Consider the following 25,804-nt stretch of genomic DNA (forward strand, 5'->3'; position numbering starts at 1 on the left):
TTACACGGATGAGGAGATGTTTCTACAAGTTTGTCAGGATATCTAACATGATTTTTTGTTTTACAAAATAAAGGCCCAACTTCTGTTAGGAAGATGGACCTTTTCGTGAACCGAACTGAGCATTTAATTGTCCTTGGATCATTTTTCTTCTGACATCGTTTTGATTTTGTTTTTTCTGAGCGCGAAGCATTTCTTTTCTAATTTCATGTGTCTGGACACCGTCTTCGATTTTGTTAGCGATTTCTACTAGAAGCTCTACATCTGCAAAGGAATATTTTCGACTTCCTCCTGGTGTTCTTTCAGGGAATATTAATTTTCTCTCTTCATAGTAGCGAATTTGTCTTTCGGAAAGACCGGTTAGGTCTCGGACAACCCCAATGGTAATGACCTTTTTATCTTTATAAGATGTCTCATTTGCCATGACTCTCTCTCACCACACAATATTAGCATTCTTAAAAACTATTACGTACAAGATATTTTATGTTATATTTTCTCACATGAGACGGAAAAATTGAACGAAAAATGCTTTATATTGAAAAGATTTTTCCACGGGGGGTCTAATTCTTATTGTTGTTAGGGGAAAGATTTTTTTTATAAATAGCCTCCAATTCACTGATTGTGAAGGAGGTAAGTTTAGGGTCGGATGATTGAAGGATGCCTGAGTCTAACAATCGTTTCATATAAAAATCACGAAGTTGCCCTAATCCATTTCGTAATTGTTTTCCCAATTTTTCCCTCTCCCTTTTTTGTATTTAGCAATTTTGAAGTGTTCGTAAAAGATCATTTGCTTTAGATCCGAGTGCAATCATTAGTTCTTCATACAGCTCATCTCTTAATTGATCTAACTTAATGATTTTTTCAGCTAATTGAATATCATCCTTTTGATACATATCTATCTTCCTTTCGATGGTTATATTGCAAAGTTAGCTGAATTTTTAAAATCTGTCAGTGAATTTGTAAGATTAATTCACATGGTTTTCTTATTATGTAAAAAGAACCGAGCGGGAGCGCCCAGTTCTCTATTTTTAATAGTCTCCGTCAAAAGGTGTAAATGGAAAGTTAAATCTTCTTTCAACTGCACGAAGTCGTTGATTAACACGCTGCAGACGACGTTGGAGTTGGTTTACATCACGCTGGAGCTGATTGATTTCCCTTTCTTGGCGCTCGCTTTGCCTTTCAAGTTGATTGAGGCGGCGCTCTATTTGTTGAGGTTGTCTATCAGGTTCGTAGTCATAATATTCTTGCTGTTCATATGGCATTGATTGTGTATACGGGTTTAATTGTCCGTAAGGGTTATAGTCAACTGGCGTTTGTGGTGCTTGATAATAGTCGTAAGGATACATCGGGCAACTCTCCTTTTGGTAATAGATACCCTATAGATTATGTAGTTATTCGCGGAGAGAGACGGCGAATGCCCATAGACAACCTCTGATTTAGCCCAAATAATGGGTTTTTTGCCTATAAAAAAACGAGATGACGAAGGTCATCCCGTAGTACTGTTCATTTATAATTTGGCTCTGTTAAATTTGTCTGTTGATTTCCGCTCCAGGCGCTCGCTTTCCGCGGGCGTGCCGGGGGGCCTCCTCGGCGCATTAGCGCCTGTGGGGTCTCCCCTGCCCCGTACTCCCGCAGGAGTCGAGCGCCTTCCGCTCCAATCAACAAAGTATAAAAAACAACAATATCGTTTAACAGAGCCTATAATTTAACAATCGTCCTTCCCCGGATGTTCCCTTTAAGAATGGAGGAGAGGTATTCTGGCAATTCGTCGAGCGATACTTCGGCATTTATCACGTTCATTAAATGATCTGGTTTAAAGTCCGTCGCCATTCGCTGCCACAATGCGATTCGTGTTTCCATCGGACAATAAACGGAATCAATTCCAAGTAGATTAATGCCTCTTAAAATGAATGGGAAAACTGTCGTTGGCACATCGCCGCCCCCTGTAAGGCCACTGACGGCTACAGAACCGTTATAAGCTGTTTTACTAAGAACGGAGGCCAATGTTCGACCGCCAACAGGATCAACCGCGGCTGCCCATAATTGCTTATCTAATGCTTTTATTTTTTCCCCGGCAACCTCTTCGCGAGAAAGAATTTCTTGAGCACCAATTTCGGTTAAATAGCCATGCTCAGAGCCTTTCCCAGTACTGGCGACAACATGATAGCCGCGTTTTGAAAGGATCGCGACAGCCATGCTGCCAACTCCACCGGTAGCACCTGTCACAAGAACTTTCCCTTTTTCAGGTGTTAAGCCGTTTTCTTCTAAGCGCTGCACCGACAATGCCGCCGTAAATCCAGCAGTTCCGTAAACCATCGCTTCTTTTAAGGTTAGGCCATCAGGTAATGGTACGACCCAATCAGCAGGGATTCGGGCATACTCGCTAAAACCGCCGTAATGGGAGACACCAATCTCATAGCTAGTGGCAATGACTTCGTCGCCTTCATTAAAGCGTGAATCATTCGAGCTAACCACAGTACCAGCCAAGTCGATACCGGGGATGAAGGGGTAGGACCTGACAATTTTCCCATTAGGGCTAGCCGCTAATCCATCCTTATAGTTCACGCTGGAAAAATTGACTTTGATAAGTACCTCACCTTGTGGCAGGGCGTCAATCTTTAATTCCTGTACTTTCACAGTAAATTCACTTTCAGATTTTTTTACTACCAATGCTTTAAATGGCTGATTCAACATAATTCCCCCTTAATTCCAATTATTTAAATATATTAAAACATATCGATTGAATCAATGACAGGGTTGTGACAGATTTACGGGAGGTTCGTGACATAGGAAGAGCAAGATGGTTTAGATTACTTTTTTTAGAATATTTATGAGTAAGATAATGCTTTACCCTATTAGTATAGTAAAAAATTAAAATATTGAATAAAAAAACATAAAAAGTTATAATTATTTTTATTCAAAATATTATTAATTTTTGATAATATTATTTTTATAAAAAAATATTTAGGAGGTCAAAAGATGAAGAAATTTAAATTTATTTCGACAGTGTTAGTAGCTGCTTTTGTTTTTATTCTCTCTGCTTGTGGGACAAGTAAAACAACTGGAGGCAATGGAGGCGGCGATGAGAAAACGCTAAAGGTTGTAACAGACGCAGCCTATGCTCCATTTGAATACTTGGATAAGGGGAAAGTAGTCGGATTTGATGTTGATTTCACGAATGCTGTTGCAAAAGAAGCGGGAATTAAAATTAAGATTGAGAATGTAGGCTGGGATCCTTTATTCGTGGAATTAGACAAGAAAACGGCTGATATCGGTATGTCAGCGATTACCATTAACGATGAAAGAAAGCAAACATATGATTTTACAAGACCATACTTCTTATCTACAAACAAGATTCTCGTGCCAAAAGGCAGCGATATCAAGAGCGGTGCTGATTTAAAAAATAATAAAAAAGTTGCTGTTCAAAATGCAACAACTGGACAGGAAGCTGTTGAAGGCCTTCTTGGTAAAAATAATGAGAAAATCAAAAAATTTGAAAATAACAATCTTGCAATCCAAGAACTAAAAAGCGGCGGTGCAGATGCAGTCGTAGCTGATAACACAGTTATTGAACAATACGTAAAAAACAATCCAAATGATAATTTTGTTGTTATTGAAGATTCAACTGCCTTTGCTCAGGAATTTTATGGGCTTATGCTCCCTAAGGGAAGTAAGCTAAAAGCTGATTTAGATAAAGCGATTAATACTCTAATGGAGAATGGTGAATATACAAAAATTTACAAAAAGTGGTTTAAAGTAGAACCTGATTTAACCAAAATACCAAAAGAATAAGAATCAAATGTAAAAAGAAATTGCGTAACTCACTTAAACTGGCAGTTACGCAATTTTTGGTTATATTGCTGAAACTTTACTTCATTAGTACCATGCAGAAAACAGGCAGGGGGATGTTAAATGGATATTAGATGGGATATTTTAGCCGAATACGCTCCGTTTTTTCTAAAAGGGACGTTATTAACGATAGGTCTTTCAATTGCAAGTATAATAATTGGAACTGTACTAGGCTTATTAATAGGCTTAGGAAAAATGATGCAAAATAAGCTGCTTTCATTACCGTTTAGAGTGTACATTACATTTTTTAGAGGTACACCTTTACTCGTGCAAATTTTATTAATCCATTTTGCTGTTGTACCTCTTTTTCTTGGGGAAACAAATGCGGTTATTGCTGCCATTGTAACACTTTCGTTAAATGCCGCAGCCTACATCGCTGAAATTTTCCGCGCTGGTATCCAATCGATTGATCGAGGGCAAATGGAGGCAGCACGCTCACTCGGGATGAATCATGTACAAGCTATGCGACATGTTATCCTGCCTCAGGCAATTAAACGAATGATTCCTCCGCTAGGAAATGAATTTGTTGTCTTGATCAAAGAGTCATCGCTGGCATCAATTGTTGCCGCTCCGGAGCTAATGTATTGGGGAAAAGCGATGCAGGGCCAATATTTTCGAGTCTGGGAGCCGTATGTAACCGCGGCAATTATATATCTAGTGTTAACACTTTCCCTAAGCTTCCTGTTAACGCGTCTTGAAAGGAGATTGGCAACAGAATGATAAAAGTAGAGAAATTAAAAAAGTCTTTTGGAAGTAATGAAGTCCTCAAGGATATCAATGTTACCGTCAAACCTCAAGAAGTAGTTGTAGTTATCGGACCTTCAGGTTCAGGGAAATCAACGTTTCTCCGTTGTCTCAATATGTTAGAGACGATTACGGGAGGGCATGTCTATATAGAGGGAATCGATTTAACTGACAAAAAAACAGATATTAATAAGGTACGGACTGAGGTAGGGATGGTTTTTCAGCAATTTAACCTGTTTCCTCACAAAACCGTCATCCAAAATATTATGCTTGCACCAATGAAGGTAAGAAATGTGCCAGCAGAAAAGGCAAAAGCAAAAGGTTTAGAGCTTTTAAGAAAAGTAGGCTTAGAGGAAAAAGCAGAGGCTTATCCGGATTCATTATCTGGCGGGCAGAAGCAGCGTGTGGCCATTGCACGAGCGCTTGCAATGGAGCCAAAAATCATGCTTTTTGACGAGCCAACCTCGGCACTCGACCCAGAAATGGTCGGCGAGGTACTAGAGGTAATGAAGCAGCTTGCTAAAGAAGGTATGACCATGGTAGTGGTAACGCATGAAATGGGCTTTGCGAAGGAAGTAGGTGACCGCGTCATTTTTATGGACGGCGGTGTCATTGTCGAAGAAAACCTTCCGAAGGAATTATTTGAAAATCCTAAAGAAGATCGTACGAAGGCGTTTCTAAGTAAAGTGTTATAAAAAATTGGAGGCTGAAGAAGCCTCCTTTTCGTTTTGTTAAAAATATTAATTCCATCTTTCAAGCTTATGGATATTTCTCGTAAACATCACAGCAATGAATTTAGGCATGCCGAATTCGACGATTTTTTGTTTTACTCTTCCCTTCATTTCTTCTACTGTAATATTCGGTAATGTAAATTCGCCATTCATATAGCAATGGCTGCAATATTTGGTGCTTTTTGCACCGCTCTTTTCCGTCCCGCCGCCTTGCTCATCCTTTGCCATAGGCATTCCGCAGCCTTGACAGTTTTTATATGCCGCCATTAGAAAAACTCCTTTATTTTTCAACATCAAATACGTCAACAATGCGATCAGCTTTTATCCTGTTTTGGCATAACTTGAATAATTGGGTATAAAATTCATCTACTTCATTTGCAGACGCAGGCAGTTTGATTTGTACCGTTGTTGAGCCAAACATTTGCTTGAAATAGGCTTTCCGCTGATCGTTTTTTCCGTCCCGTTTAAAAGGCTGGTACCTCCAAACAATGTGGGGGGAGCCGTCTATTTCTTGTACCTGACGCAGCTCTGCTACCGTTGTTGATTTATCATGTGCGTAAATTACCAAATAATAAATATCATTTCGATGCCAATCAATAAAGACAAAATAATAGCCAGTGTCGGTGCTTGGTCTTCTTACATCATAAGCCGCTAACGTTTTCTTTCCGTTCGTCCACTGGTGAAATTTCGGAAGGGTGCCTGACACCGTTTCTAATTTTATTAGCTCGTAATTAGTAGAATTTGCATTCTCCATACAATTTGCGATAAAGAGGGCTTGTTCCTTTTCCACGGAAGATTTCTCCTTTAATTCTTTGTCCTCATTATACGTTCTGAGGAATAAAAAAGGAAGAAAGGTCACTTTAGAAGGTTTGTTGCCAAACTGAAATACAATTGACATCTTATTACAAAATTCCTTTGATAGAATTGTAACAATTGGGACTTAAATTCTAACCTTTATTCGAATCGTATGAGGAATAAATATGCCTCTTTACCATATGAATGACATAGAGTGGTTGCCATTGGAGGGAAAGAAATGACGTTAGAGAAGCAATTGAAGCAAAAGAAATATTATGAAATGTTCATCAATGAGCATGAAAATATCCATCCTATTCGCGTCCTTGGTGAAGCGTTTCAAGAAGAAGCCCAAAAAGATATGCCTGATTTATCGCATATCCGCTTTGCGCAGGGAGAAGTCTATTTTCACCATAAGGATTTTGAAACAGCGATTTTTAAATGGGGAAACATCGCCAATGAGCTTGAACAGTGGGCAAAGAAAAATACTGCCGATGCTTACTATGAGCTCGGAATGCTATCAACTGCCGAAGATATTTACAGTGGTATTGAAACCGATGATCTTACGTTAACAACTGAGGTAGCCTTACAATTATTTTCGCTTTATATCGAACGAGGAAAACTGGAAGCGGCTATAGCAATTATTAAAAAGACCATCAATTCTAACCCTGACTATCCAAACGTAACAGAAATCGCCCGCGCATTTTTTGAGGAGCAGCATGACTGGAATAATGCCATTGAGTTGGCCGTGAATGAAGCAAAACGGACAGAAACGTTGGAATGGTTTGAAGTTCTACATAATTATGTGGAAAAAGGTGTGACGAAAAACTTCGCTCCTAGCTATTTTTCACAAGCGTTAATCGTTCTGTTTAACTTGGATAAGAAGGGCTTCGAGCAGCTTGTTTCTTCGCTATGGAATAGCTATCGAAGTGAAGAATCCTATTTTTCTTGGTTAAGAGAAATAAACCACTTGTTACTTAATCTAGAGTTAAATCGGAATGATGATTATGACGAGCTTTCTAAACATCATAAAGAAGCATATTTTAGCTTTATTGATGGAAGGTATTTTATTAAAACACTACAAGAACTTATCCCGGATCTTTTAACGAATTGGCTGCGGTTGGCAGACAAAGCCAATACTGTATTGGCTGCAGCATCCGTTCTCTCCTGGAATGAGCTTTTTCCAGCAAGCATCAGTCAGTCGATCGTTAGTGAGGCTGAAAACCTGATCAGCATAACGGAATCCGACATGGATGAACTTGAAGAATGCCTGTCACTTTTTGATTCTATTTTAAAATGGGCTTATACCCATGAGATGGGTGCGAATAACCGAGTAAAATGGCTTGCCGGTCAGTTGGTGGATTTTCAAACTCAGCATATTCTTGTTGCCGGGTTTAAGGGCAGCGGGAAATCTTCATTTATTAACACGATTCTTGGCGACGAATTACAAGTTGGCCCAACATCGTCTGTTGTCATGTTCAAAGCTGCAGAGGAATTAACCATCTCAGAAATCACCGACAGGGAAATTAGCAATCTATCTGGTCTAGAGGAATTCCAGGAAAAAATGGATCGTAAACGAAATGCATTAGAATCGATAATAGAATTGAAGAGTCCAATGTCATTTTTAGAGGAAAATAAGGTTGCGTTTTTGGATACGCCTGGGCTTACTGGTTCGCTCCATTATGATCGCTATGAGGTGCTTAAGAACCTTCAGGTTGCCGACACAATTCTATTCGTGGTAGATGCCAATGCCTCGTTTGCGGATAAAGAGTGGACAGCGCTTGGACAAATACAAGAGATTGCGCCTGATATTCCGGTTCATTTCTTGATTAGCAAAATGGAGACGATTGATAATGAGCAGGAAGCACTTAAGATATATGATGATATAAAAGCGATGGTTAATTCTTATTTACCAGACGCTAAAGTGTTTGCCTTTTCAACAAAATATGAACGAAATCAGCAGTTGAATGAACTAAAAGGGTTTATTCAATCCATCAAAAATACAAGAAATCTAGCGGATAAACGCCTTGCTAAGTTGTTGTATTTTATCCGGACAACAATTTCTAGTCTGCTACAAAAACGAATCGATGTTGAAAATCAGTTAATCGAATCTGTTCGATGGAATGAAGATATGCTGATGAAGCTAAATGGGGCAGTAAATCAGCTAAGCGATACCGAAGTACAAAGAGCAAAAGCAGTTATGAAGTCTTACCGGGCAATTAAGGAATCCATTGAGACGGATATTGCGGTTGCCGTGCCGAGGATGCTTCAGGAGTGCTCTTCTTTCATTACGGAAGACAGTGATTTTAGCAAAATTCACCTTGATCTCAATGATGAGATGAACAAAAGACTTCAAGATTATTTGGAGCAAAAGGTGATGCCGAAATATTACAGCAAACTTCAAGAATGGATTGAACGCTCTCATGGAGAGTTTAACGAAAGCCAAGAATTTTTGGTTGAGATGAGAGATGGCTTCAATCAGATGTATGGAGAAGAACGAATGGAGTTAGCTTGTGATTTTAGGGTGCTCGATGATTGGCGTCGTGATACCGATCGGATGACAACAAGGTTCCAGCTCGAAACTGTCAATATCCTGCTGCGTCGGACGCCTTCGCAATTTTTATTAAAAAGTGCAGGGAAGCTATTTGGGGCACTATCACAGAACAAAACGATGCTTTTCAATAAATACAAGTCCTTTATTGAAAATGAGGATTATTCTGAAGCTATTTCAGCTGTTAATAAGCAATTCTTCCAGCCATTTGAGCTGTTTGAAAAATCTCTCGAGCGGGATGTCACTATATTTTTCAAAGGTCCAAAAGCTATATTAAATCGATCTGTTGATGAAGCGCGCACAGAAATAGAGAAAAACCAAGAGATGCTAAATAAAATGAATGAGAATCCGGAAATGTTCCGCGATCCTTTAACCCTATTTGAAGTAAGGCTTCGTCAGTTCGAATGGATGACAGTGGCGGGGAAGGGCATGCAAACGATCTATTAATAATTATGAAAATGGAGGATGTTCCGTTGGGGCATCTTCTTTTTTATCCAAATTTTAGTTACTTATAACATTTTTTTCGGAACTTACGACATAATTTCGGAGACTTACAACATAGATTAAAAAACTTACGACATTTACTGGATATTAATTGGAAATATCAGCGAACTTCTGTAACTTATTACATATTTTTCGGAACTTACGACATAATTTCGAAGACTTACAACATAAATTAAGAAACTTACGACATTTGCTGGATATTAATTGGAAATATCAGCGAACTTCTGTAACTTATTACATATTTTTCGGAACTTACGACATAATTTCGGAGACTTATTACATAAATTAAGAAACTTACGACATTTGCTGGATATTAATTGGAAATATCAACAAACTTCTGTAACTTATTACATATTTTTCGGAACTTACGACATAATTTCGGAGGCTTACAACATAAATTAAGAAACTTACGACATTTGCTGGATATTAATTGGTAATCCACCTAACTTCAATTACTTATTACATGTTTTTAGTTACTAATGAAATATTTTTTCCAACCTATAATCTCCTATGTGACTCATTGAAATTAAGAGAAGAGGAGAATAACATTTGACAGCGAATAATAGATGTTGGATTAAAATAATACTAAGGATACTTTAGGAGTGTATTACTTATTAATAATGGAGGAGCAATTATAAAAATTTTAAGAATTACAAGGAATAACTGGATAATTTATACACTTATATTTTTGATCATTTTATCCATTCTTACCGAGATATTGAATAATTATGTTTTTAATTTTTTAGTTGGAGTTTTTATCATTTTTCCTTTAATGTTGGCTTTATTTATTGGTGGCATTGTGCTTTTCATAATTTCGATCATTCATATTTTCAAAAAATATAAAGCGACCAAGATCAATAGTCTACTTCCTTTACTTCTAAGTGCAGTGTTACTTTTCCTAGTTATTGAGCGGCCCTTTTCACCATTATTCCAACATGTAGAGTTTTCACTTAAGCTTGATGAACGCGAAAAAGTTGCTGGTCAAATCTTAAAAGGGGAAATTAAGGCTTCAGATGAGAACAGTGATCTATTTCCAGTATCCAAAAACCTTTCCGACGGAAATGAAGTAATGAAGATGGGTGATAAATTACTCTTTTTTACAGTAAGGGGGATTCTTGATAATTTTGCAGGTTATGTTTATTCCCCAGATGGTTCGGAACCAACCAATGGAGATGTTCAGGCGAATATCGTAGAAATTAAAAAATTGAATAAACACTGGTATTTTGTTTCGTGCACGTAATATAGTTTAGTTATGAAAAATTCATTGCTTGAACGGATTGCCCATGATAGCCTATTCTTAATCTATTTTACAAAAGGAGGGAAAACTCGTGATTAAAATAACCGGGTCGCAAACAGAAGCGAAGGTATTCTCCAACTATCCTCAGGAGACGGCGCTTGAGCAGATTCAAGAGTTGTGTAATCAAGCTTTTTTAAAGGATTCAAAGATTAGTATTATGCCGGACTATCATGCTGGAAAGGGCTGCGTGATTGGAACAACCATTCAGTTAAAGGATAAAGTCGTCCCGAATCTAGTAGGAGTCGACGTCGGCTGTGGCGTCTTAACCGTAAAGCTTCAGGATAAAAAGGTTGATTTTAATAAACTTGATCAGGTCATCCGCAACTATGTGCCAAGTGGGATGGAGATTCATTCCGATGAAACGGCCCAGTTTATTAACACGAACTTTCCATCTACGGAGGAGTTTAAAGCTAAGCACATCCTAAGCCAGAATAAAAGCCGTTATAGCTTAGGAACTCTAGGCGGTGGCAACCATTTTATCGAGGTTTCTGTCGACACTGATGGCTATCACTATTTAACGATTCATACTGGAAGCCGATATGTGGGGGCAAGGATTGCCGCCTATTATCAAAAAGTAGCCATCTCTAAACTCAGGAACCATGACTTAATGGAGATGATTGATAAATTAAAGGCTGAAGGGCGCCAAAAAGAAATTCAAGCTGCCATTCAGAACTACAAGGAAAAGAATCCTTTCATTCCCAATGACTTAGCTTATTTGGAAGGCGAGGATTTTGATCATTATATTCACGACATGAAATTGGCCCAAGCGTTTGCAAAGGCAAACCGTGAAGAAATTGCCAGTGCCATAACGGAATATATGGAGTTTGAGGAGCAAGACCGTTTCGATACCGTGCATAATTATATTGATACAGAAAACCTGATTTTACGTAAAGGGGCTGTTTCTGCGCAAAGGGGGGAACGCCTCATTATTCCAATTAATATGAGAGATGGTTCAATTTTGGCTGTGGGCAAAGGTAATGAGGAATGGAATTACTCTGCACCACATGGGGCTGGTCGGGTCTTAAGTCGAACTAAAGCAATGAATACTCTTAATATGGATGATTTCCAAAATACTATGAAGGGTATCTGGACAACATCTGTTTCTGAAGAAACTTTGGATGAGGCTCCAATGGCTTACAAATCGATGAATGAAATCTTAGAAAAAGTGGAAGAAACAGTTGAGATTGCGAGCTTTATTAAACCTGTTTATAACTTTAAAGCCAGCGAAAAATATGATGCTGGTAGATATAAAAAGTCATAGAGTCTGTCAAAAAGGGTACCTCACACAGTGGAGGTGCCCTTTTATGACAGGGACCTAATTAATAAGTTCATTTACTATTTTTAACAGCAAATCCGGCCGATTCGTCAAAATCCCGTCGGCACCTGCATCAAGTAATCTCTTCATTTCCTTCGGATCATCAATCGTCCAATAATGCATTTGCATTCCACGGCGATGCGCTCCGTAAATCAACTTTTTATCGGTTAAATCAAATCCGCTGTCTGCTACTGGGATCTGAAATGCATCAACATGGGGCTGATAAAGGTTGCGTAAAAAGAATTTATGGAAAATCACAAAGCTTTTCACTTCTTGTTTACCCGCTGAGGTAGCAACCCTGCCCTTTGCATATTTATTGAAGGTATTTAGAATTTCTTGATCAAAGGAGGCAACCAAAATTTTATCTTCCATGTGATATTTTTTTATCAGACTCCAAAGCTTGGAGGCCATTTCATCATATCGTTCAGGCGGATTATCGTCTTTAATCTCCATCTCGATTCGCATATTGCCAAAAGTTTGGAACATTTCTTCGGCAGTCGGGATATAGACACCCTTTCCGCGGTAACTATATTGACCTTGCAAATCTTTAAAATGATATCCGGCATCAAGCTTTTGAATTTCTTCCAGGGTCATATCGGCCACTTTTCCATGTCCATTGGTTGTCCTGTCCACTGTTGGGTCGTGGATCGCTACCAAATATCCATCCTTTGTAATATGGAGGTCTGTTTCAAGAACATCCACCCCGATGTTGGCAGCATTCTTAAACGCCGCCATTGTATTAGAAGGGGCAAGCAGCTCGCCGCCTTGATGGGCAATCACCAACGGACGGTTATTTTTGAAAAAGCTTTTCTCTTTGATGGTGCCAACATGTAGAAAATTAACTGCCAATAAAAAAATAAGCAGGGTAGGAATTACCCATTTAAGTGCTTCTAACATGCGTTTCTTTTTTGGTGTTTTTTCAATGGTTACTTGCTGCATGAAAAAGCTCCTTTGTTAATATCCTTTTGAGTAATCAACAAGATTTATGGATGGTGCTTTACCCATTAGATAGTCTTTAAGGTTAGGAATCAAAATATTTTCTACCACCCTCTTGTTGTAATGCTCTGTTGAGCCTGAAGTGTGAGGAGTGATGATCACATTTTCCATCTCCCATAAAGGACTATCAGGAATTAATGGTTCTTTTTCAAATACATCAAGCCCCGCTCCAGCAATGGTACCTTCTCTAAGTGCTTCAATTAGGTCGGTTTCAACAACAATTTCACCACGGCCGATATTAATGAAAAAGGCCGAAGATTTCATTTCCTTAAATTGCTTGGCACCAAATAACTGTTTGGTCTCTTTGGTTAGAGGCAAGGTAACCACCACATAATCACAATTCGGAAGGATTACATCTAACTGATCTGGGGTGTACATTTCATCAACAAACTCTTCGGATTTCCCTGAGTGCCTGATACCAAGTACCTTCATCCCGAATGCTTTGGCAATTTTAGCTGTTTCTTTACCAATTGCACCAACGCCAATAATTCCAACGGTCTTTTCGTGTAATTCCAAATTCATATTAGCATGATGCCATGTTTTCGTTTGTTGATTTTTTACATATGTATGGATTTTTCTTGTTAATCCAAGCATTAATGCAAAAATCGTTTCGGAAATCGGAAAAGCATGCACGCCATTTGCACTTGTTAATTGAATATTCCTAGATTCAAGTTCAGCAAGTGGAAAGGAATTGACGCCTGCACTCCATGATTGCAGCCAATTTAAACGGGAATTTGGAGCAAGACAATACTCTTCTAACCCCTTCTTCCAGCCGGCAATGATTTCTGCATCCTTTACATGCCCTTGCCAAACTTCTTTATCCTTGCCAACAATCAGTTCCCATTCGGGAATAGTCTCTTTAATTTGTTCAACCAGTTCTTGTTCAAGATTATGGGTAACGACTAATTTGCGCATTACGAATTTCCTCCATTCAGATAGTATTATCTACATTTATGATAACAGCTTTTTATACTAAAAGATGTACAATAATTGGTCACTTTTACTCTTAAAGTGTCCAGTTGAAATACAGGAAGGTATTGGAATGCCTAGTTTTCTATTCTTTTTTCTTGGCACAATACTTGCAAATTAAATATATAGTAATTTTTTGGAGGGATAGATTATGAATATACAAGAATGCCGTGCAATTGTGACAGGAGGAGCATCTGGACTGGGTGAAGCCACTATCCGTAAAATCATAGAAAAGGGAGGAAAGGCAGTCATCTTTGACCAATCAGAAGAACATGGGCGCCGTCTTCAAGAAGAATTAGGTGAGTCTGTATTATTTTTAAAAACTGATGTAACCAAAGAAGAGGATATTCAAGAAGCCCTCAACAAAGCAGCTGATTTTATGGGGTCTGTAAATGCTGTTGTAAACTGTGCCGGAATTGGCATTGCTGAGAAAGTAATTGGCCGGAATGGGGCACATAACCTATCACTTTTTTCGAGAGTAATAAATGTAAATTTAGTAGGAACTTTTAATGTGATTCGCCTCGCTGCCGAGAAAATGGTAACAAATATAGTGAATGACCAAAATGAAAGAGGTGTGATTATTAATACTGCCTCTGTAGCGGCTTTTGATGGACAAATCGGTCAGGCAGCCTATAGTGCTTCAAAAGGCGGAATTGTTGGAATGACACTGCCAATTGCAAGAGAGTTAGCCCGATACGGTATTCGCGTCATGACCATTGCTCCTGGTCTTTTCCACACCCCAATGTTTGATACACTGCCACAAGAAGCCAGGGATTCCCTTGGAAAAATGGTTCCGTTTCCTCCAAGGCTTGGCTATCCAGGTGAATATGCACAGCTTGTCCAAAGCATTATCGAAAACTCAATGTTAAATGGTGAAACCATTCGTCTTGATGGAGCAATTAGAATGCAGCCGAAATAATCACAAAAATGGGAAGGCACGAATGCCTTCCCTTTAATATGTCATCGGCTACTGAAAAAAAGATTCAGTATATTTGAAGCATTAGAGGATTACTTGTTAATAAAGAAGGATAAAGGTTTCAAATAAAAATTTAGTATTGTTAAAATATTCAAAAATATCTCTCATTTTTGATACAATAAAGGTATGTGAAGAAGTGAGGAGTGAGGAGATGCTCCAATTTAAAGATATTATTACGCCTGTTGATTGTGTAGTAACAGAGGGAACAACGCTGAAAGAAGCGGTCGATTTAATAGACAGGAAGAAGTGGAACCTGCTGCCTGTAACAGACCAATCTAGAAAATTAATGGGAATTTTTACGAGAAGCAGTTTATTACACATGGTTTTAGCAGAACTTCCTCTATCCACACCTATTAAAAAATACATAAAAGAGCAGGTTGAGACTGTTTCGGTTGATACGCCATACGAAAAAGTTGAAGAGATTGTAAAAAACAGCAAAGTCGGAACTGGCGTGGTCGTGGATGATGAATACCGTGTAGTCGGTATCCTAACCAAAACGGATATGATCATGTCTCTGCTCCAAACCTCCCAAGAATTACAAACGATTAAAAACTTAAAGAGAACGTTAGAGACAGCCCTTGACCACGCCTTTGACGGAATTGTGATGACCGATGAAAAGAAGGACATCCAGATGGTTAGTCCTCCCCTTCTTGAATTATTCAATCTACCTTTAGAGCAGGTATTGTACCAACCGTCTTCAAAAGTTTTGCCGCAATTGCAATTAGATCAAGTGTATGAATCGGAGACAGCCGAGGTAAGTGGCTTTTTAGAAATGAAGGGTATTAAATATATCGTTCATCGCATACCTATTCTTGAAGATGGTAAAGTCATCGGCGCCATTGGAAAAGTGGTATTCAGGCAGTTAAATGAAGTAAGTGAACTATTCAAAAAACTGCAGAAAGCGGAAAATAAAGCAAACTTTTATCATCAGCAGTATCAGAAGTCGGAATCAGCCAGGTTTACCTGGGAGCATATCAAAAGTATGGATCCTTATATGGAGAAGCTGAAAAAAAGTGCGGTAAAAGCGGCGAAAGGCCGGTCAACGGTTCTAATCCGTGGTGAGAGCGGAACCGGAAAAGAGCTGTTTGCTCACGCCATACATAACAGCAGTGCCAGGAGTACCGGCAAGTTTGTTGTCGTTAACTGTGCGGCCATCCCAGAGGATTTGCTAGAATCAGAGTTTTTTGGCTATGAAGAAGGGGCCTTTACCGGGGCTAAGCTAAAAGGAAAAATTGGCAAGTTCGATTTGGCCAATGGAGGAACCCTTTTTCTTGATGAGATTGGTGATATGTCTTTAACCTTGCAAGCAAAGCTCTTGCGAGTCCTTCAAGAGAGGGAATTCTACCGGGTGGGGGGAACGGTAAGAATTCAAGTGGACGTCAGAATTATCGCGGCGACTAATCGGAATTTGGAGGAAATGGTCAAAGAGGGACTTTTTAGGGAAGATTTATATTACCGTCTCAATGTCATTTCGTTAAATGTTCCACCGCTTCGTAACCGTCTTTATGATACTGATTTTTTAATCGGGAAGTTTATGGTGGAATTCAATCAAATACTCGGCACAAGTATTACTGGAATTGAGGAAATGGCAAGAGAATCTCTGCTTGGTTACGATTGGCCGGGGAATGTCCGGGAATTACGGAATGTAATGGAGAGGGCGATGACTTTTGCGGAAAGCGGAAAAATCAAATACGAGGATCTTCCTGATTATTTATTGAAGCAGGCCAATAAATCGGAGCCTGCTCAAAAGGTGTCCATGGTCGAAACTGCTGAACTCGAAGCTATTAAAAAAGCACTGATTCAAGTGCAAGGAAATAAGGTTCAGGCTGCTAGATTACTAGGAATCAGCCGCTCAGGATTATATGAAAAAATAAAGAAGTATAAACTGCCTACTTGATACAGTGTCCATTAATTGGACACTAGATTGTTTTTTATGTGTGTACGGTAAACATATAAATTGCACAATGAACCTCTATATCCATTTTCTGAATATTGGCACATAAATTGCATATTTAAAAATGGATATATATTTTTAAAGGAGGTTTGACCAGATGAAGATTGGAAGCCTTTTATCCCAAAGTGCCCGCAAGTTTCCCGAATTATTAGCGATTGAGTGCGAGGGAAGAAGCTATACCTATCGCCAATTTAATGAGGAAGTAAATAGGCTTGCACATGGTTTACTTTCCCTAGGATTAAAAAAAGGTGACAAACTGGTATTGATGATGAAAAATTCAGACCACTTTGTCTTTACCTTTTTTGCTGCTGCAAAACTCGGCGCTATTGCCGTTCCCGTTAACTTTCGGCTGACCGAATCAGAGGTTCATTACATTTTAGAGCAATCGGACTCAAGTTTTGTGGTGTGTGACAAAGAGTTTGAAAATATTATTTCTGAAGCAAAACAAGGAACGGTTGTCCGGTCTGTGATTTCGGTAGGAGAACCTGAAACGGTAGGCTTCAATTCCTATGAAAAAGTACTATCAGAGAACAAGCATGAGCCAGAAATAGAAGTTTCCGAAAAGGATGATTTAGAAATATTGTATACCTCTGGGACAACAGGGCGCCCAAAGGGAGCTCTTTTTGATCATAGCCAGATTTTTAAGGTTGGCATTTCCGTTTCTATCAATATGGGGCTGCGGCAGCATGAACGAATTCTCCACCTAGCACCATTATTCCACTCAGCCCAGTTGAATCTTTTCCTTATCTCAGGCGTAGCTCTTGGCGCAACACATATTATCCATCGTGATTTTCACCCAGTTAAAACCCTGCAAGCGATCCAAGAACATAAGATAACCCACCTGTTTGCGGTTCCAGCTATGTATACATTTCTTCTCCAGGTGCCTAATGCAGCAGAATATAATTTGACCTCTATTAAGAGAGTTGGATACGGTGCGGCCCCAATGGCACCGGAGCTCGTCAAAAAAAGTATGGAGCTTTTTAAAACCGATCAGTTTTACAATCTATGCGGCTTAACGGAGGGAGGGCCAGGCGGCATTCTCCTAGACCCTGAGGGGCATAAGCAGCATCTTGGCAAAGGCGGAAAAGCGATTTTCATGACGGAAACACGGGTCGTGAATGAGGAAGGTATGGATGTGCTGCCAGGTGTGATAGGAGAATTTATCCTTCGCAGTCCGATGGTCATGAAAGAATATTATAAAAAACCAGAGGAAACAAAGAGTACTTTAAGGGGGGGATGGCTTTATACAGGTGATTTAGCAACGATTGATGAGGAAGGCTACATCACGTTAGTTGACCGAAAAAAAGACATGATTATCTCCGGCGGGGAAAATGTTTACTCTGTTGAGGTAGAAAGCGTCCTATATGAACATCCTGCCATTCTCGAAGCGGCCATTATTGGCCTGCCGGATGAGGTCTGGGGGGAAGCCGTATGCGCGGTCATTGTCCCGAAAGAGGGGGCAGTGTTGGATGAACAGGAATTACGAAGCTTCTGTCGTCAAAAGCTCGCGGGCTATAAGGTTCCAAGAAGAATTTTTATTGAAGAGCAGCTGCCGCGCAATGCGTCAGGGAAAATATTAAAATATCAGCTGCGTCAAAAGATGAATCAAATTAACGTTTAAAACGGAAGCGTTTTCATACAAAGAAAGGAGTTTTTTCAATGAAACATCCATATTTAAACGAGGATCATGAAATTTTTCGGGCATCGTTGCGAAAGTTTTTGGAAAAAGAAGCATATCCCTTTTATGAGCAGTGGGAGGAGGACAGGATGATACCCCGCTCCTTCTGGAGGAAAATGGGCGAGCAGGGTTTTCTATGCCCTGATATTGACGAGAAATATGGGGGAAGTGAGGTCGACTGGGGATTTGCTGTTGTGATCAATGAGGAATTAGAACGGGTCGGTACTGGTTTGGTAGGGATTGGTTTGCACAATGATATTGTAGTGCCTTACATTACTGCATATGGAACAGACGAGCAAAAGCAGCGCTGGCTTCCGAAATGTGTCACCGGTGAAATCATTACCGCGATTGCGATGACGGAGCCAGGTACGGGCTCTGACCTCGCGAATATCAAAACAACGGCGAAACTTGACGGTGACCATTATATTGTCAATGGACAAAAAACGTTTATCACAAATGGAATCCAATCAGACCTTATTATTGTCGCTGTTAAGACAGACCTTCATGCTGTTCCGAAACATAAAGGGGTTTCACTATTGGTCATTGAGCGGGACACTCCAGGTTTTTCAAGAGGCAGAAAGCTGAACAAAGTCGGTCTGCACTCCCAGGATACTGCGGAATTAATCTTTGAGGACTGCCGTGTACCGAAGGAAAACTTGCTTGGAGTGGAGGGCAAGGGGTTCCTATATTTAATGGAGAAACTCCAGCAAGAGAGGCTGCTTACTGCGATTGGCGCACAAACGGCAGCGGAAGTCATGCTAAAGACGACCATTGATTATGTAAAAAGCAGAGAAGCATTTGGAAAACGAATCAGCCAGTTCCAAAATACGCAATTTAAAATCGTTGAAATGGCTGCAGATGTACAAATGGGCCGCTCCTTTTTAGACCAGTTAATCGCGGAGCATATTGAGGGGCAAAACATTGTGACCAAGGTGTCGATGGCGAAATGGAAGTTGACGGAAACCGCTAAGAAAATTGCCTCGGAATGCATGCAGCTCCATGGAGGCTATGGTTACATGGAAGAATACGAGATTGCGAGACGATTCCGTGATATTCAGGTCGCAAGCATCTACGCCGGCACAAATGAAATTATGAAAACAATCGTTGCAAAAAATCTAGGATTATAGAAAGAGAGGATGATCGTTATGCGTGAAGTAGTAATTGTTGAAGGTGTCCGTACTCCGGTGGGAAGAAGAAATGGATTATTAAAGGATATCCGTCCTGATGACCTGGCAGGATTAACACTAAAAGAGTTGGTGAACCGTGCTGGTATTGACCCAGCCATTATTGAGGATGTTATTTTGGGCTGCGTTACCCAATCGGGCGAACAGGCAGGAGATATTGCTAGAGTCGCTGCTCTTATTGCCGGCTTTCCAATTGAGGTGCCAGGCACCACGATCGACCGCCAATGCGGCTCGAGCCAACAGGCGGTACACTTTGCCGCGCAAGCTATTCTAGCAGGTGATATGGATGTCGTGATTGCCGGCGGTGTCGAAAGCATGTCCCGTGTCCCAATGGGCTCGAACTATAAAGGTGCCGAAGAGCCTTTTAGCCCAAATTTAAGGTCCAAATATGAAATGATCCATCAGGGATTATCTGCCGAGCGGATAGCCGAAAACTATGGTTTTACCCGTGAGGAACTCGATCAGTTTTCGCTTGAAAGTCATCAAAAAGCATTAAAGGCCCAGGAAGAAGGCTATTTTGCTAGAGAAATATTCCCATTAGAAGTAACGCTTCCGGATGGAACTACGGCTGTCATCAAAGATGATTCAGGCCCTCGAAAAGGAAGCTCCCTTGAAGCATTGGCAGGACTCAAAACTTCCTTTAAAGAAGATGGAGTGATTCATGCCGGGAATTCCAGCCAAATTAGTGACGGGGCTGCTGCGGTATTGCTAATGTCTCGTGAAAAAGCGGAACAACTTGGTCTTAAACCGCGTTTCCGTGTTCATACCCGCGTGGTTGTTGGCTCTGATCCGACATTAATGCTGACAGGACCTATCCCGGCGACACAAAAAGCATTAGAAAAGGCTGGTTTATCCATTGATGATATTGATGTATTTGAAGTGAATGAAGCGTTTGCTCCAGTTCCGCTCGCCTGGTTGAAGGACACTGGTGCAGATCCAAAGAAACTTAATCCAAACGGCGGAGCGATTGCTCTTGGTCATCCCTTAGGAGGAAGCGGTGCTCGTTTAATGGTAACAATGATGCATGAGTTAGAGAGAAGTGGTGGCCGCTATGGTCTACAAACGATGTGCGAAGGCCATGGGATGGCGAATGCGACGATTATTGAACGATTGGATTAATTCGTGATTTTGGATTCGCAAATAAAAGTCAAAAAAGGCAGTCGGCCTCGCCGATTGCCTCCAAAATTTACTGGTGGAGGCGATTGAATGAGCATTACAATAGGAAAAGTCTTCGATTTAACGGTAAAAAAGTTCCCAAACAAGGAAGCGATTTATGATGTAAGAAAAAATGTCCGCTACACATATCTAGAATGGAGCGAACAAGTCAACCGCCTTGCCAATGCCCTTTTAAATGAAGGTGTAAAAAAAGGAGACCGTGTTTCCACGTTCATGTTTAATACCGAAGAATTAGGAACCGCCTTTTTTGCTTGTGCGAAAATCGGTGCTGTTTTCAACCCGATCAATTTCCGGCTAATGCCCGAAGAAGTGGCCTATATTTTATCTGATGCTGCTCCTAAGGTTGTTCTGTTTGAAAAAGCCCTGGAGCCTGTCATATCCGCAATCGAAAAGCGCTTTGATAAAATTTCTTTCTGGTTTATTGATGAAGAAATGCCATCTTATGCGTCTAGTTATCAAGAGAAATTGTCTTCCTCCAAAGGAGAGGACGTTCAAAGTGAAGTGAATGAAAATGACCTGTATGCATTTATCTATACAAGCGGGACAACCGGAAGACCTAAAGGTGTTATGCATAGTCACCGCAATATGATTGAGCAAAGCGTCCTTTGTATTGCATCCTGCAAACTTGAGCCAAATGATGTTGGCCTCGTGACAGCACCAATGTTTCATTGCGCCGAACTTCATTGCAACTTCCTTCCAAGAGTACATGTAGGCGCAAAAAATGTCGTTCTTCACCAATTCAATCCTCCAAAGATCCTTCAACTTATGGAACAAGAAAAAATAACAAAGCTTTTTGCGGCTCCAACGATGTGGAATATGCTACTTCAGGAGGACTTAAGTAAGTACAATCTATCAAGTTTGAAGCTTGGGTTATATGGTGCAGCCCCGATGGCGCCATCACTTGTTCATGGCCTGCATGATCGATTAGCAATCTCTTTAGTTCAGGCTTATGGTATGACAGAAATGGGTCCAGCGATCACCTTCCTGTCAGAAACCGACCAATTGAGAAAGGCGGGATCTGCGGGTCAGGCCGCCCTAAGTCACGATATCCGGATTGTCCGGACGAGAGAGGACGGGCCATCTGACCCAGATGATGTTGTCCCAGCTGGAGAAACAGGTGAAATCATTGTTAAAGGCCCAAGTATGATGATTGGTTATTACAATCGAGAAGAAACAACTGAGAAAGCAATGTATAAGGGTTGGTATCATTCAGGGGATATTGGCTATCTCGATGATGAAGGCTACCTTTTTGTAAACGACCGTGTCGACGATATGATTATCAGCGGTGGTGAAAACATTTATCCACGTGAAGTAGAAGATGTTTTACATGCCCATCCTGGTGTTCTAGATGTAGCGATTGTCGGTCAACCGGACGACCGCTGGGGTGAAACGGTTACTGCTTTTGTTGTAAAAAAGGACCCGAATGTAACGGAACAAGAATTAGATGAATTCTGCAAAACTAGCGATAAACTCGCAAACTATAAACGGCCTCGTAAATATATATTCTGTGAGGCACTGCCGCGAAATGCCAGTGGGAAAATCCAAAAGTTTATTCTTCGCAAACAATTGGAAGAGCTATTTGCTCCTGGGTCAACGAATTCGTAGAAAGGAATTTGAATATGCTGCAAGGAATTAAAGTAATTGATTTTACCAACTATCTGCCAGGGCCCTTCGCGACATTACGATTAGCTGATTTGGGTGCGGATATTATTAAAGTAGAACCGCCCGGTGGTGACCCCGCACGTCACACCGGGATTTCCAAACAGGGAGATGGGATAGTTTTTCAAGCCAATAATCGGCAAAAGAAAAGCATCACCCTAAACTTGAAGGAAAAAGACGGACTGGAGACCGCTTTAAAATTGATTGCCAATGCCGATGTTGTCATTGAAAGCTTTAGGCCTGGGGTAATGGGAAAGCTTGGGCTCGGGTATGAGGATGTTAAAAAAGTGAAGCCGGATATCGTTTACTGTTCTATATCGGGCTATGGTCAAAAGGGGATGCTGAGCGGGCTTGGCAACCATGATATTAACTATATGGCGTTAAGTGGTGTGCTCGCGCAGTTCAAAGATAAACAGGGACGGCCGGTTCATCCTACGATTACATTTGCTGATTATTTAGGAGGGTTCGCGGCCAATGAACGGATTTTGGCTGGGCTGGTTTCTCGTTTTTTGACTGGCAAAGGAAGCTATCATTCTATTGCGATTACCGACCAACTAGTTTCCTTACTAGGTAATCATGTCATGGTTGAAAAAGAAACAGGAGAGGGCACGGGCATTTCCGTTTTAAATGGAAGCACCATCTCGTACGCTTTATATGAAACGAGGGACGGCCGCTATATGAGTATGGGGGCACTGGAGCCAAAGTTTTGGGAGAATTTTTGTCTCGCTCATGGCAGGGGAGATTGGATCCGGGCTCATTTTTCAAAAACGGACGAGTCAAACCCTGTATATCAAGAAGTTAAAGCTATTTTTAAAAGTAAGCCATTCTACGAGTGGATCGAGTTTTCCCAAAAAGTAGACTGCTGTATGGCACCTGTGCTGGAAATAAGGGAGCTAGTGGAAAATCCATATTTCAAAGAGAGGGAGCTCATTTTTACTTCTTCTTGGGGGGACTGCCAAGTAAAAATGCACAGTGACATTTCGCAGGAACAAATGGCAGGTCCGCCTAGAGTTGGCGAACACAAAGATGAAATTTTAAATAGTATTTTAATATAAATGGGATTGAAGGCTATCGATAAGAAATCGATAGTCTCTTTTTTGCGGTTTTTTCTACAGTGCCCGTGAAGGGGAAAAAAGAAGGCTAACGGTCACTGTGAGTGCGTAAGATGAAGAAATCAAACAAAGTTTTAATACTGATTTTCCAAATACTATTAGACAGGAGTATAATAGAGTAAGGTAAAAAAATGCATTTTAAAAATTGAAAGGAGGAAAATTCTTGTTTGCAAAAGCACTACCCCTACTTGAATCTCATTTCGGCTATAGCTCTTTTCGTAAAGGTCAAGAGCAAGCAATTCAATCGGTACTAGAGGGCAGGAATACCATTTGTGTCATGCCAACTGGCGGTGGAAAGTCCATATGCTACCAAATTCCTGCCCTTGTACTATCAGGCACAACAATTGTAATATCCCCGTTGATTTCTTTAATGAAAGATCAGGTCGATGCCCTCAATCAAGTCGGTATTCCAGCCACATTTATCAATAGCTCCCTTAGTTTTCATGAGGCAAATGAGCGAATTCGCGATGCGCAGCAAGGGAAATACAAATTACTATACATAGCACCAGAGCGTTTGGAATCGCGTGAGTTTATCGAAGACCTTCAAGGGATGGAAATCCCATTAGTGGCCGTCGATGAAGCCCACTGTATTTCTCAATGGGGACACGATTTCCGTCCAAGCTACCGCCACATCCAGCAAATGGTCAAAATTCTTTCCCAGAAGCCGATTGTTATGGCCCTTACAGCAACTGCAACACCAAGGGTACGGGAGGATATTTGCCATCTGCTTAACATTGATGAGGAAAATACCATTATTACAGGATTTGAAAGAGAAAACCTGTCTTTCTCGGTAATTAAAGGACAGGATCGTCTAAAATTTCTCCTAGATTACCTTAAAAAGAACGAAAAAGAAGCAGGTATCATTTATGCGGCAACACGAAAAAATGTTGACCAGCTTTTTGAACGGCTGCGAAAAGAGAATATTAATGTGGCGCGGTACCATGCCGGCATGGGAGATTCAGAGCGCGTTCGTGAACAGGAACGCTTTTTAGAAGACAAAGCATCCGTCATGGTGGCCACCTCCGCCTTCGGAATGGGAATTGATAAGAGTAATATCCGATATGTCCTCCATTTTCAGATGCCGAAAAACATGGAGAGCTATTACCAAGAAGCAGGGCGTGCTGGACGTGACGGTCTCGCAAGTGAATGTACCCTTTTATATTCCCCGCAGGATGTTCAAATCCAGCGCTTCTTAATTGACCAAGCTATTGATCGGAGCAGGATTCATGCAGAATTAGAAAAACTGCAGCAGATGGTGGATTACTGTCATACGGAGAACTGTCTCCAGGAATTTATTTTAAAATATTTCGGTGAAACAGAAACCGAGCCTTGCGGCAGATGCGGAAACTGCACCGATTCACGGACAAGCATCGAGGTCACAAAAGAAGCACAAATGGTCATGTCCTGCATGATACGAATGGGACAGCGCTTTGGCAAAACACTTATAGCACAGGTGTTAACGGGCTCGAAAAATAAAAAAGTAACGGAGCTTGGCTTCGAAAGACTATCAACCTATGGAATAATGAAGGACAAAGGTGCAAAAGAGGTCAGCGATTTTATTGAATTCCTGATTTCGCAGGAGTTAATCGCTATTGAACAAGGGCAATTCCCTACACTTTATGTTTCCACAAAAGGTAAGGACATCTTGCTTGGGAAAGAGAAAGTATATCGCAGAGAGATTGTCCAGGTGAAACAGGTTTCAAAAACTGACCCATTATTTGAGGCATTAAGAGAAGTACGGAAAAGAATAGCCGAGGCTGAAAAAGTGCCGCCATTTGTGATATTTTCTGATGCAGCGTTGAAAGATATGTGTGCTAAGCAGCCGAAAACCAACGAAGAGTTCTTACAGGTCAGCGGTGTCGGAGAACTTAAACTGCAGAAATACGGGCTTGAGTTTCTTCAGGCCATCCGTGCTTTTCTGCAAACCAATCTAGACTATCAAAGCGAGTATGAATCAGAAATGAAAGCAGTGAAAAAGCCTGCCAAGAAGGCCGTCCGCGATTCTCACCTTGAAACCTATGCCTTGCACTTGGATAACTATTCTCTAGAAGAAATTGCAGAAAAGCGAGAACTGTCAATGTACACCGTTGGCGAGCATTTAATCCAGTGCGGCCAGCAGGGAATGGAAGTGGATTTCGCTAAATTAATCCCAGAGGAATTCATGCCATTAATAGAAAAAGCAGTCGCTGAAGCAGGTAGGAGTCGCTTAAAACCGATTAAGGAACTCCTGCCTGAGGAAGTTAGCTATTTCATGGTAAAGGCCTATTTATATTTTCTAAGTTAAGATAAAAAGTTAAATGGCTGACACAGGAAGCATTCC

At 40.6% G+C, this 25,804-nt stretch carries 23 protein-coding genes; 14 read left to right on the top strand and 9 right to left on the bottom strand.

The genetic code is table 11. From position 1 onward, the window contains the following. Positions 1-85 precede the first annotated feature (85 nt). The 5 genes from ABES02_RS12475 to ABES02_RS12495 form a co-directional block, all read right to left on the bottom strand. Positions 86-421, bottom strand: coding sequence for a MerR family transcriptional regulator (locus tag ABES02_RS12475; RefSeq protein WP_430134991.1), 336 nt, complete (start codon positions 419-421; stop codon positions 86-88). Between the two features lie 136 nt (positions 422-557). Then, a complete protein-coding gene (gene fbpA / locus ABES02_RS12480; protein WP_430134994.1) occupies positions 558-728 on the bottom strand; it encodes a Fur-regulated basic protein FbpA in 171 nt (56 codons plus the stop codon). Positions 729-752: 24 nt separating this feature from the next. Further along, positions 753-890, bottom strand: coding sequence for a hypothetical protein (locus ABES02_RS12485; RefSeq protein WP_430134996.1), 138 nt, complete (start codon positions 888-890; stop codon positions 753-755). 135 nt (positions 891-1,025) lie between these two features. After that, positions 1,026-1,343, bottom strand: coding sequence for a hypothetical protein (locus ABES02_RS12490; RefSeq protein WP_430134997.1), 318 nt, complete (start codon positions 1,341-1,343; stop codon positions 1,026-1,028). Positions 1,344-1,695: 352 nt separating this feature from the next. Beyond that, a complete protein-coding gene (locus ABES02_RS12495; protein ID WP_430134999.1) occupies positions 1,696-2,691 on the bottom strand; it encodes an NADPH:quinone oxidoreductase family protein in 996 nt (331 codons plus the stop codon). A 285-nt stretch (positions 2,692-2,976) separates the two neighbouring features. Here ABES02_RS12495 and ABES02_RS12500 point away from each other — a divergent pair, with 285 nt between their 5' ends. From ABES02_RS12500 to ABES02_RS12510, 3 genes are all read left to right on the top strand, one after another. After that, on the top strand, positions 2,977-3,789 hold the full coding sequence (locus ABES02_RS12500; RefSeq protein ID WP_430135001.1) for a basic amino acid ABC transporter substrate-binding protein: 813 nt from the start codon (positions 2,977-2,979) through the stop codon (positions 3,787-3,789). 120 nt (positions 3,790-3,909) lie between these two features. Next, on the top strand, positions 3,910-4,566 hold the full coding sequence (locus ABES02_RS12505) for an amino acid ABC transporter permease (RefSeq protein WP_430135004.1): 657 nt from the start codon (positions 3,910-3,912) through the stop codon (positions 4,564-4,566). Beyond that, positions 4,563-5,285 carry an amino acid ABC transporter ATP-binding protein gene (locus tag ABES02_RS12510; RefSeq protein WP_430135007.1) on the top strand — a complete coding sequence of 241 codons (723 nt, stop codon included), beginning with the start codon at positions 4,563-4,565 and terminating at the stop codon, positions 5,283-5,285. Before ABES02_RS12505 ends, ABES02_RS12510 begins: the two co-directional genes overlap by 4 nt. Before the next feature lie 45 nt (positions 5,286-5,330). Here the strand turns inward: ABES02_RS12510 and ABES02_RS12515 are convergent, their stop codons facing one another. Together ABES02_RS12515 and ABES02_RS12520 are read right to left on the bottom strand one after the other, a co-directional pair. Continuing rightward, entirely contained in the window at positions 5,331-5,588 is a 258-nt protein-coding gene (locus ABES02_RS12515) for a zinc ribbon domain-containing protein (protein ID WP_430135009.1), read from the bottom strand. A 13-nt stretch (positions 5,589-5,601) separates the two neighbouring features. Continuing rightward, positions 5,602-6,111 (bottom strand): hypothetical protein, encoded by a 510-nt coding sequence (locus ABES02_RS12520; RefSeq protein ID WP_430135012.1) that lies wholly within the window; start codon positions 6,109-6,111, stop codon positions 5,602-5,604. Positions 6,112-6,354: 243 nt separating this feature from the next. On the opposite strand from ABES02_RS12520, the gene ABES02_RS12525 reads away from it, so the two are divergent. The 3 genes from ABES02_RS12525 (at position 6,355) to ABES02_RS12535 (ending at position 11,726) form a co-directional block, all read left to right on the top strand. Beyond that, positions 6,355-9,111, top strand: a complete 2,757-nt coding sequence (locus ABES02_RS12525; protein WP_430135014.1) for a dynamin family protein — start codon at positions 6,355-6,357, stop codon at positions 9,109-9,111. 856 nt (positions 9,112-9,967) lie between these two features. After that, entirely contained in the window at positions 9,968-10,408 is a 441-nt protein-coding gene (locus tag ABES02_RS12530; RefSeq protein ID WP_430135016.1) for a hypothetical protein, read from the top strand. A gap of 88 nt (positions 10,409-10,496) precedes the next feature. After that, complete coding sequence (locus tag ABES02_RS12535; RefSeq protein ID WP_430135018.1) at positions 10,497-11,726, top strand: RtcB family protein; 1,230 nt, start codon at positions 10,497-10,499, stop codon at positions 11,724-11,726. Between the two features lie 54 nt (positions 11,727-11,780). Here the strand turns inward: ABES02_RS12535 and ABES02_RS12540 are convergent, their stop codons facing one another. Together ABES02_RS12540 and ABES02_RS12545 are read right to left on the bottom strand one after the other, a co-directional pair. After that, a complete protein-coding gene (locus ABES02_RS12540; RefSeq protein WP_430135021.1) occupies positions 11,781-12,719 on the bottom strand; it encodes a glycerophosphodiester phosphodiesterase in 939 nt (312 codons plus the stop codon). A gap of 15 nt (positions 12,720-12,734) precedes the next feature. Then, positions 12,735-13,691, bottom strand: a complete 957-nt coding sequence (locus tag ABES02_RS12545) for a D-2-hydroxyacid dehydrogenase (protein WP_430135024.1) — start codon at positions 13,689-13,691, stop codon at positions 12,735-12,737. Between the two features lie 205 nt (positions 13,692-13,896). On the opposite strand from ABES02_RS12545, the gene ABES02_RS12550 reads away from it, so the two are divergent. The 8 genes from ABES02_RS12550 (at position 13,897) to recQ (ending at position 25,768) form a co-directional block, all read left to right on the top strand. Then, complete coding sequence (locus tag ABES02_RS12550; protein WP_430135026.1) at positions 13,897-14,664, top strand: 3-hydroxyacyl-CoA dehydrogenase; 768 nt, start codon at positions 13,897-13,899, stop codon at positions 14,662-14,664. Positions 14,665-14,872: 208 nt separating this feature from the next. Continuing rightward, a complete protein-coding gene (locus ABES02_RS12555) occupies positions 14,873-16,618 on the top strand; it encodes a sigma 54-interacting transcriptional regulator (RefSeq protein WP_430135028.1) in 1,746 nt (581 codons plus the stop codon). 154 nt (positions 16,619-16,772) lie between these two features. Then, positions 16,773-18,296 carry an acyl-CoA synthetase gene (locus ABES02_RS12560; RefSeq protein WP_430135030.1) on the top strand — a complete coding sequence of 508 codons (1,524 nt, stop codon included), beginning with the start codon at positions 16,773-16,775 and terminating at the stop codon, positions 18,294-18,296. Between the two features lie 38 nt (positions 18,297-18,334). Beyond that, positions 18,335-19,480 (top strand): acyl-CoA dehydrogenase family protein, encoded by a 1,146-nt coding sequence (locus tag ABES02_RS12565; protein WP_430135032.1) that lies wholly within the window; start codon positions 18,335-18,337, stop codon positions 19,478-19,480. Positions 19,481-19,498: 18 nt separating this feature from the next. Next, positions 19,499-20,656, top strand: a complete 1,158-nt coding sequence (locus ABES02_RS12570; protein ID WP_430135035.1) for a thiolase family protein — start codon at positions 19,499-19,501, stop codon at positions 20,654-20,656. Positions 20,657-20,743: 87 nt separating this feature from the next. Continuing rightward, positions 20,744-22,318 (top strand): fatty acid--CoA ligase, encoded by a 1,575-nt coding sequence (locus ABES02_RS12575; protein ID WP_430135038.1) that lies wholly within the window; start codon positions 20,744-20,746, stop codon positions 22,316-22,318. A 14-nt stretch (positions 22,319-22,332) separates the two neighbouring features. After that, positions 22,333-23,427: a CaiB/BaiF CoA transferase family protein gene (locus tag ABES02_RS12580; protein WP_430135040.1), complete on the top strand. Its 1,095-nt coding sequence runs from the start codon at positions 22,333-22,335 to the stop codon at positions 23,425-23,427. A gap of 220 nt (positions 23,428-23,647) precedes the next feature. Beyond that, positions 23,648-25,768 carry a DNA helicase RecQ gene (gene recQ / locus ABES02_RS12585; protein WP_430135041.1) on the top strand — a complete coding sequence of 707 codons (2,121 nt, stop codon included), beginning with the start codon at positions 23,648-23,650 and terminating at the stop codon, positions 25,766-25,768. The last annotated feature ends 36 nt before the right edge of the window (positions 25,769-25,804 follow it).

It is taken from the genome of Neobacillus pocheonensis (assembly GCF_050477905.1).
Classification (GTDB): domain Bacteria; phylum Bacillota; class Bacilli; order Bacillales; family Cytobacillaceae; genus Neobacillus; species Neobacillus pocheonensis_A.

What these genes read in the sequence shown, in the direction of transcription:
- ABES02_RS12475 (WP_430134991.1), bottom strand. Translation starts at nt 421, where the DNA reads ATGGCAAATGAGACATCTTATAAAGATAAAAAGGTCATTACCATTGGG.
- ABES02_RS12485 (WP_430134996.1), bottom strand. Translation starts at nt 890, where the DNA reads ATGTATCAAAAGGATGATATTCAATTAGCTGAAAAAATCATTAAGTTA.
- ABES02_RS12490 (WP_430134997.1), bottom strand. Translation starts at nt 1,343, where the DNA reads ATGTATCCTTACGACTATTATCAAGCACCACAAACGCCAGTTGACTAT.
- ABES02_RS12495 (WP_430134999.1), bottom strand. Translation starts at nt 2,691, where the DNA reads ATGTTGAATCAGCCATTTAAAGCATTGGTAGTAAAAAAATCTGAAAGT.
- ABES02_RS12500 (WP_430135001.1), top strand. Translation starts at nt 2,977, where the DNA reads ATGAAGAAATTTAAATTTATTTCGACAGTGTTAGTAGCTGCTTTTGTT.
- ABES02_RS12505 (WP_430135004.1), top strand. Translation starts at nt 3,910, where the DNA reads ATGGATATTAGATGGGATATTTTAGCCGAATACGCTCCGTTTTTTCTA.
- ABES02_RS12510 (WP_430135007.1), top strand. Translation starts at nt 4,563, where the DNA reads ATGATAAAAGTAGAGAAATTAAAAAAGTCTTTTGGAAGTAATGAAGTC.
- ABES02_RS12515 (WP_430135009.1), bottom strand. Translation starts at nt 5,588, where the DNA reads ATGGCGGCATATAAAAACTGTCAAGGCTGCGGAATGCCTATGGCAAAG.
- ABES02_RS12525 (WP_430135014.1), top strand. Translation starts at nt 6,355, where the DNA reads ATGACGTTAGAGAAGCAATTGAAGCAAAAGAAATATTATGAAATGTTC.
- ABES02_RS12540 (WP_430135021.1), bottom strand. Translation starts at nt 12,719, where the DNA reads ATGCAGCAAGTAACCATTGAAAAAACACCAAAAAAGAAACGCATGTTA.
- ABES02_RS12545 (WP_430135024.1), bottom strand. Translation starts at nt 13,691, where the DNA reads ATGCGCAAATTAGTCGTTACCCATAATCTTGAACAAGAACTGGTTGAA.
- ABES02_RS12550 (WP_430135026.1), top strand. Translation starts at nt 13,897, where the DNA reads ATGAATATACAAGAATGCCGTGCAATTGTGACAGGAGGAGCATCTGGA.
- ABES02_RS12555 (WP_430135028.1), top strand. Translation starts at nt 14,873, where the DNA reads ATGCTCCAATTTAAAGATATTATTACGCCTGTTGATTGTGTAGTAACA.
- ABES02_RS12560 (WP_430135030.1), top strand. Translation starts at nt 16,773, where the DNA reads ATGAAGATTGGAAGCCTTTTATCCCAAAGTGCCCGCAAGTTTCCCGAA.
- ABES02_RS12565 (WP_430135032.1), top strand. Translation starts at nt 18,335, where the DNA reads ATGAAACATCCATATTTAAACGAGGATCATGAAATTTTTCGGGCATCG.
- ABES02_RS12570 (WP_430135035.1), top strand. Translation starts at nt 19,499, where the DNA reads ATGCGTGAAGTAGTAATTGTTGAAGGTGTCCGTACTCCGGTGGGAAGA.
- ABES02_RS12575 (WP_430135038.1), top strand. Translation starts at nt 20,744, where the DNA reads ATGAGCATTACAATAGGAAAAGTCTTCGATTTAACGGTAAAAAAGTTC.
- ABES02_RS12580 (WP_430135040.1), top strand. Translation starts at nt 22,333, where the DNA reads ATGCTGCAAGGAATTAAAGTAATTGATTTTACCAACTATCTGCCAGGG.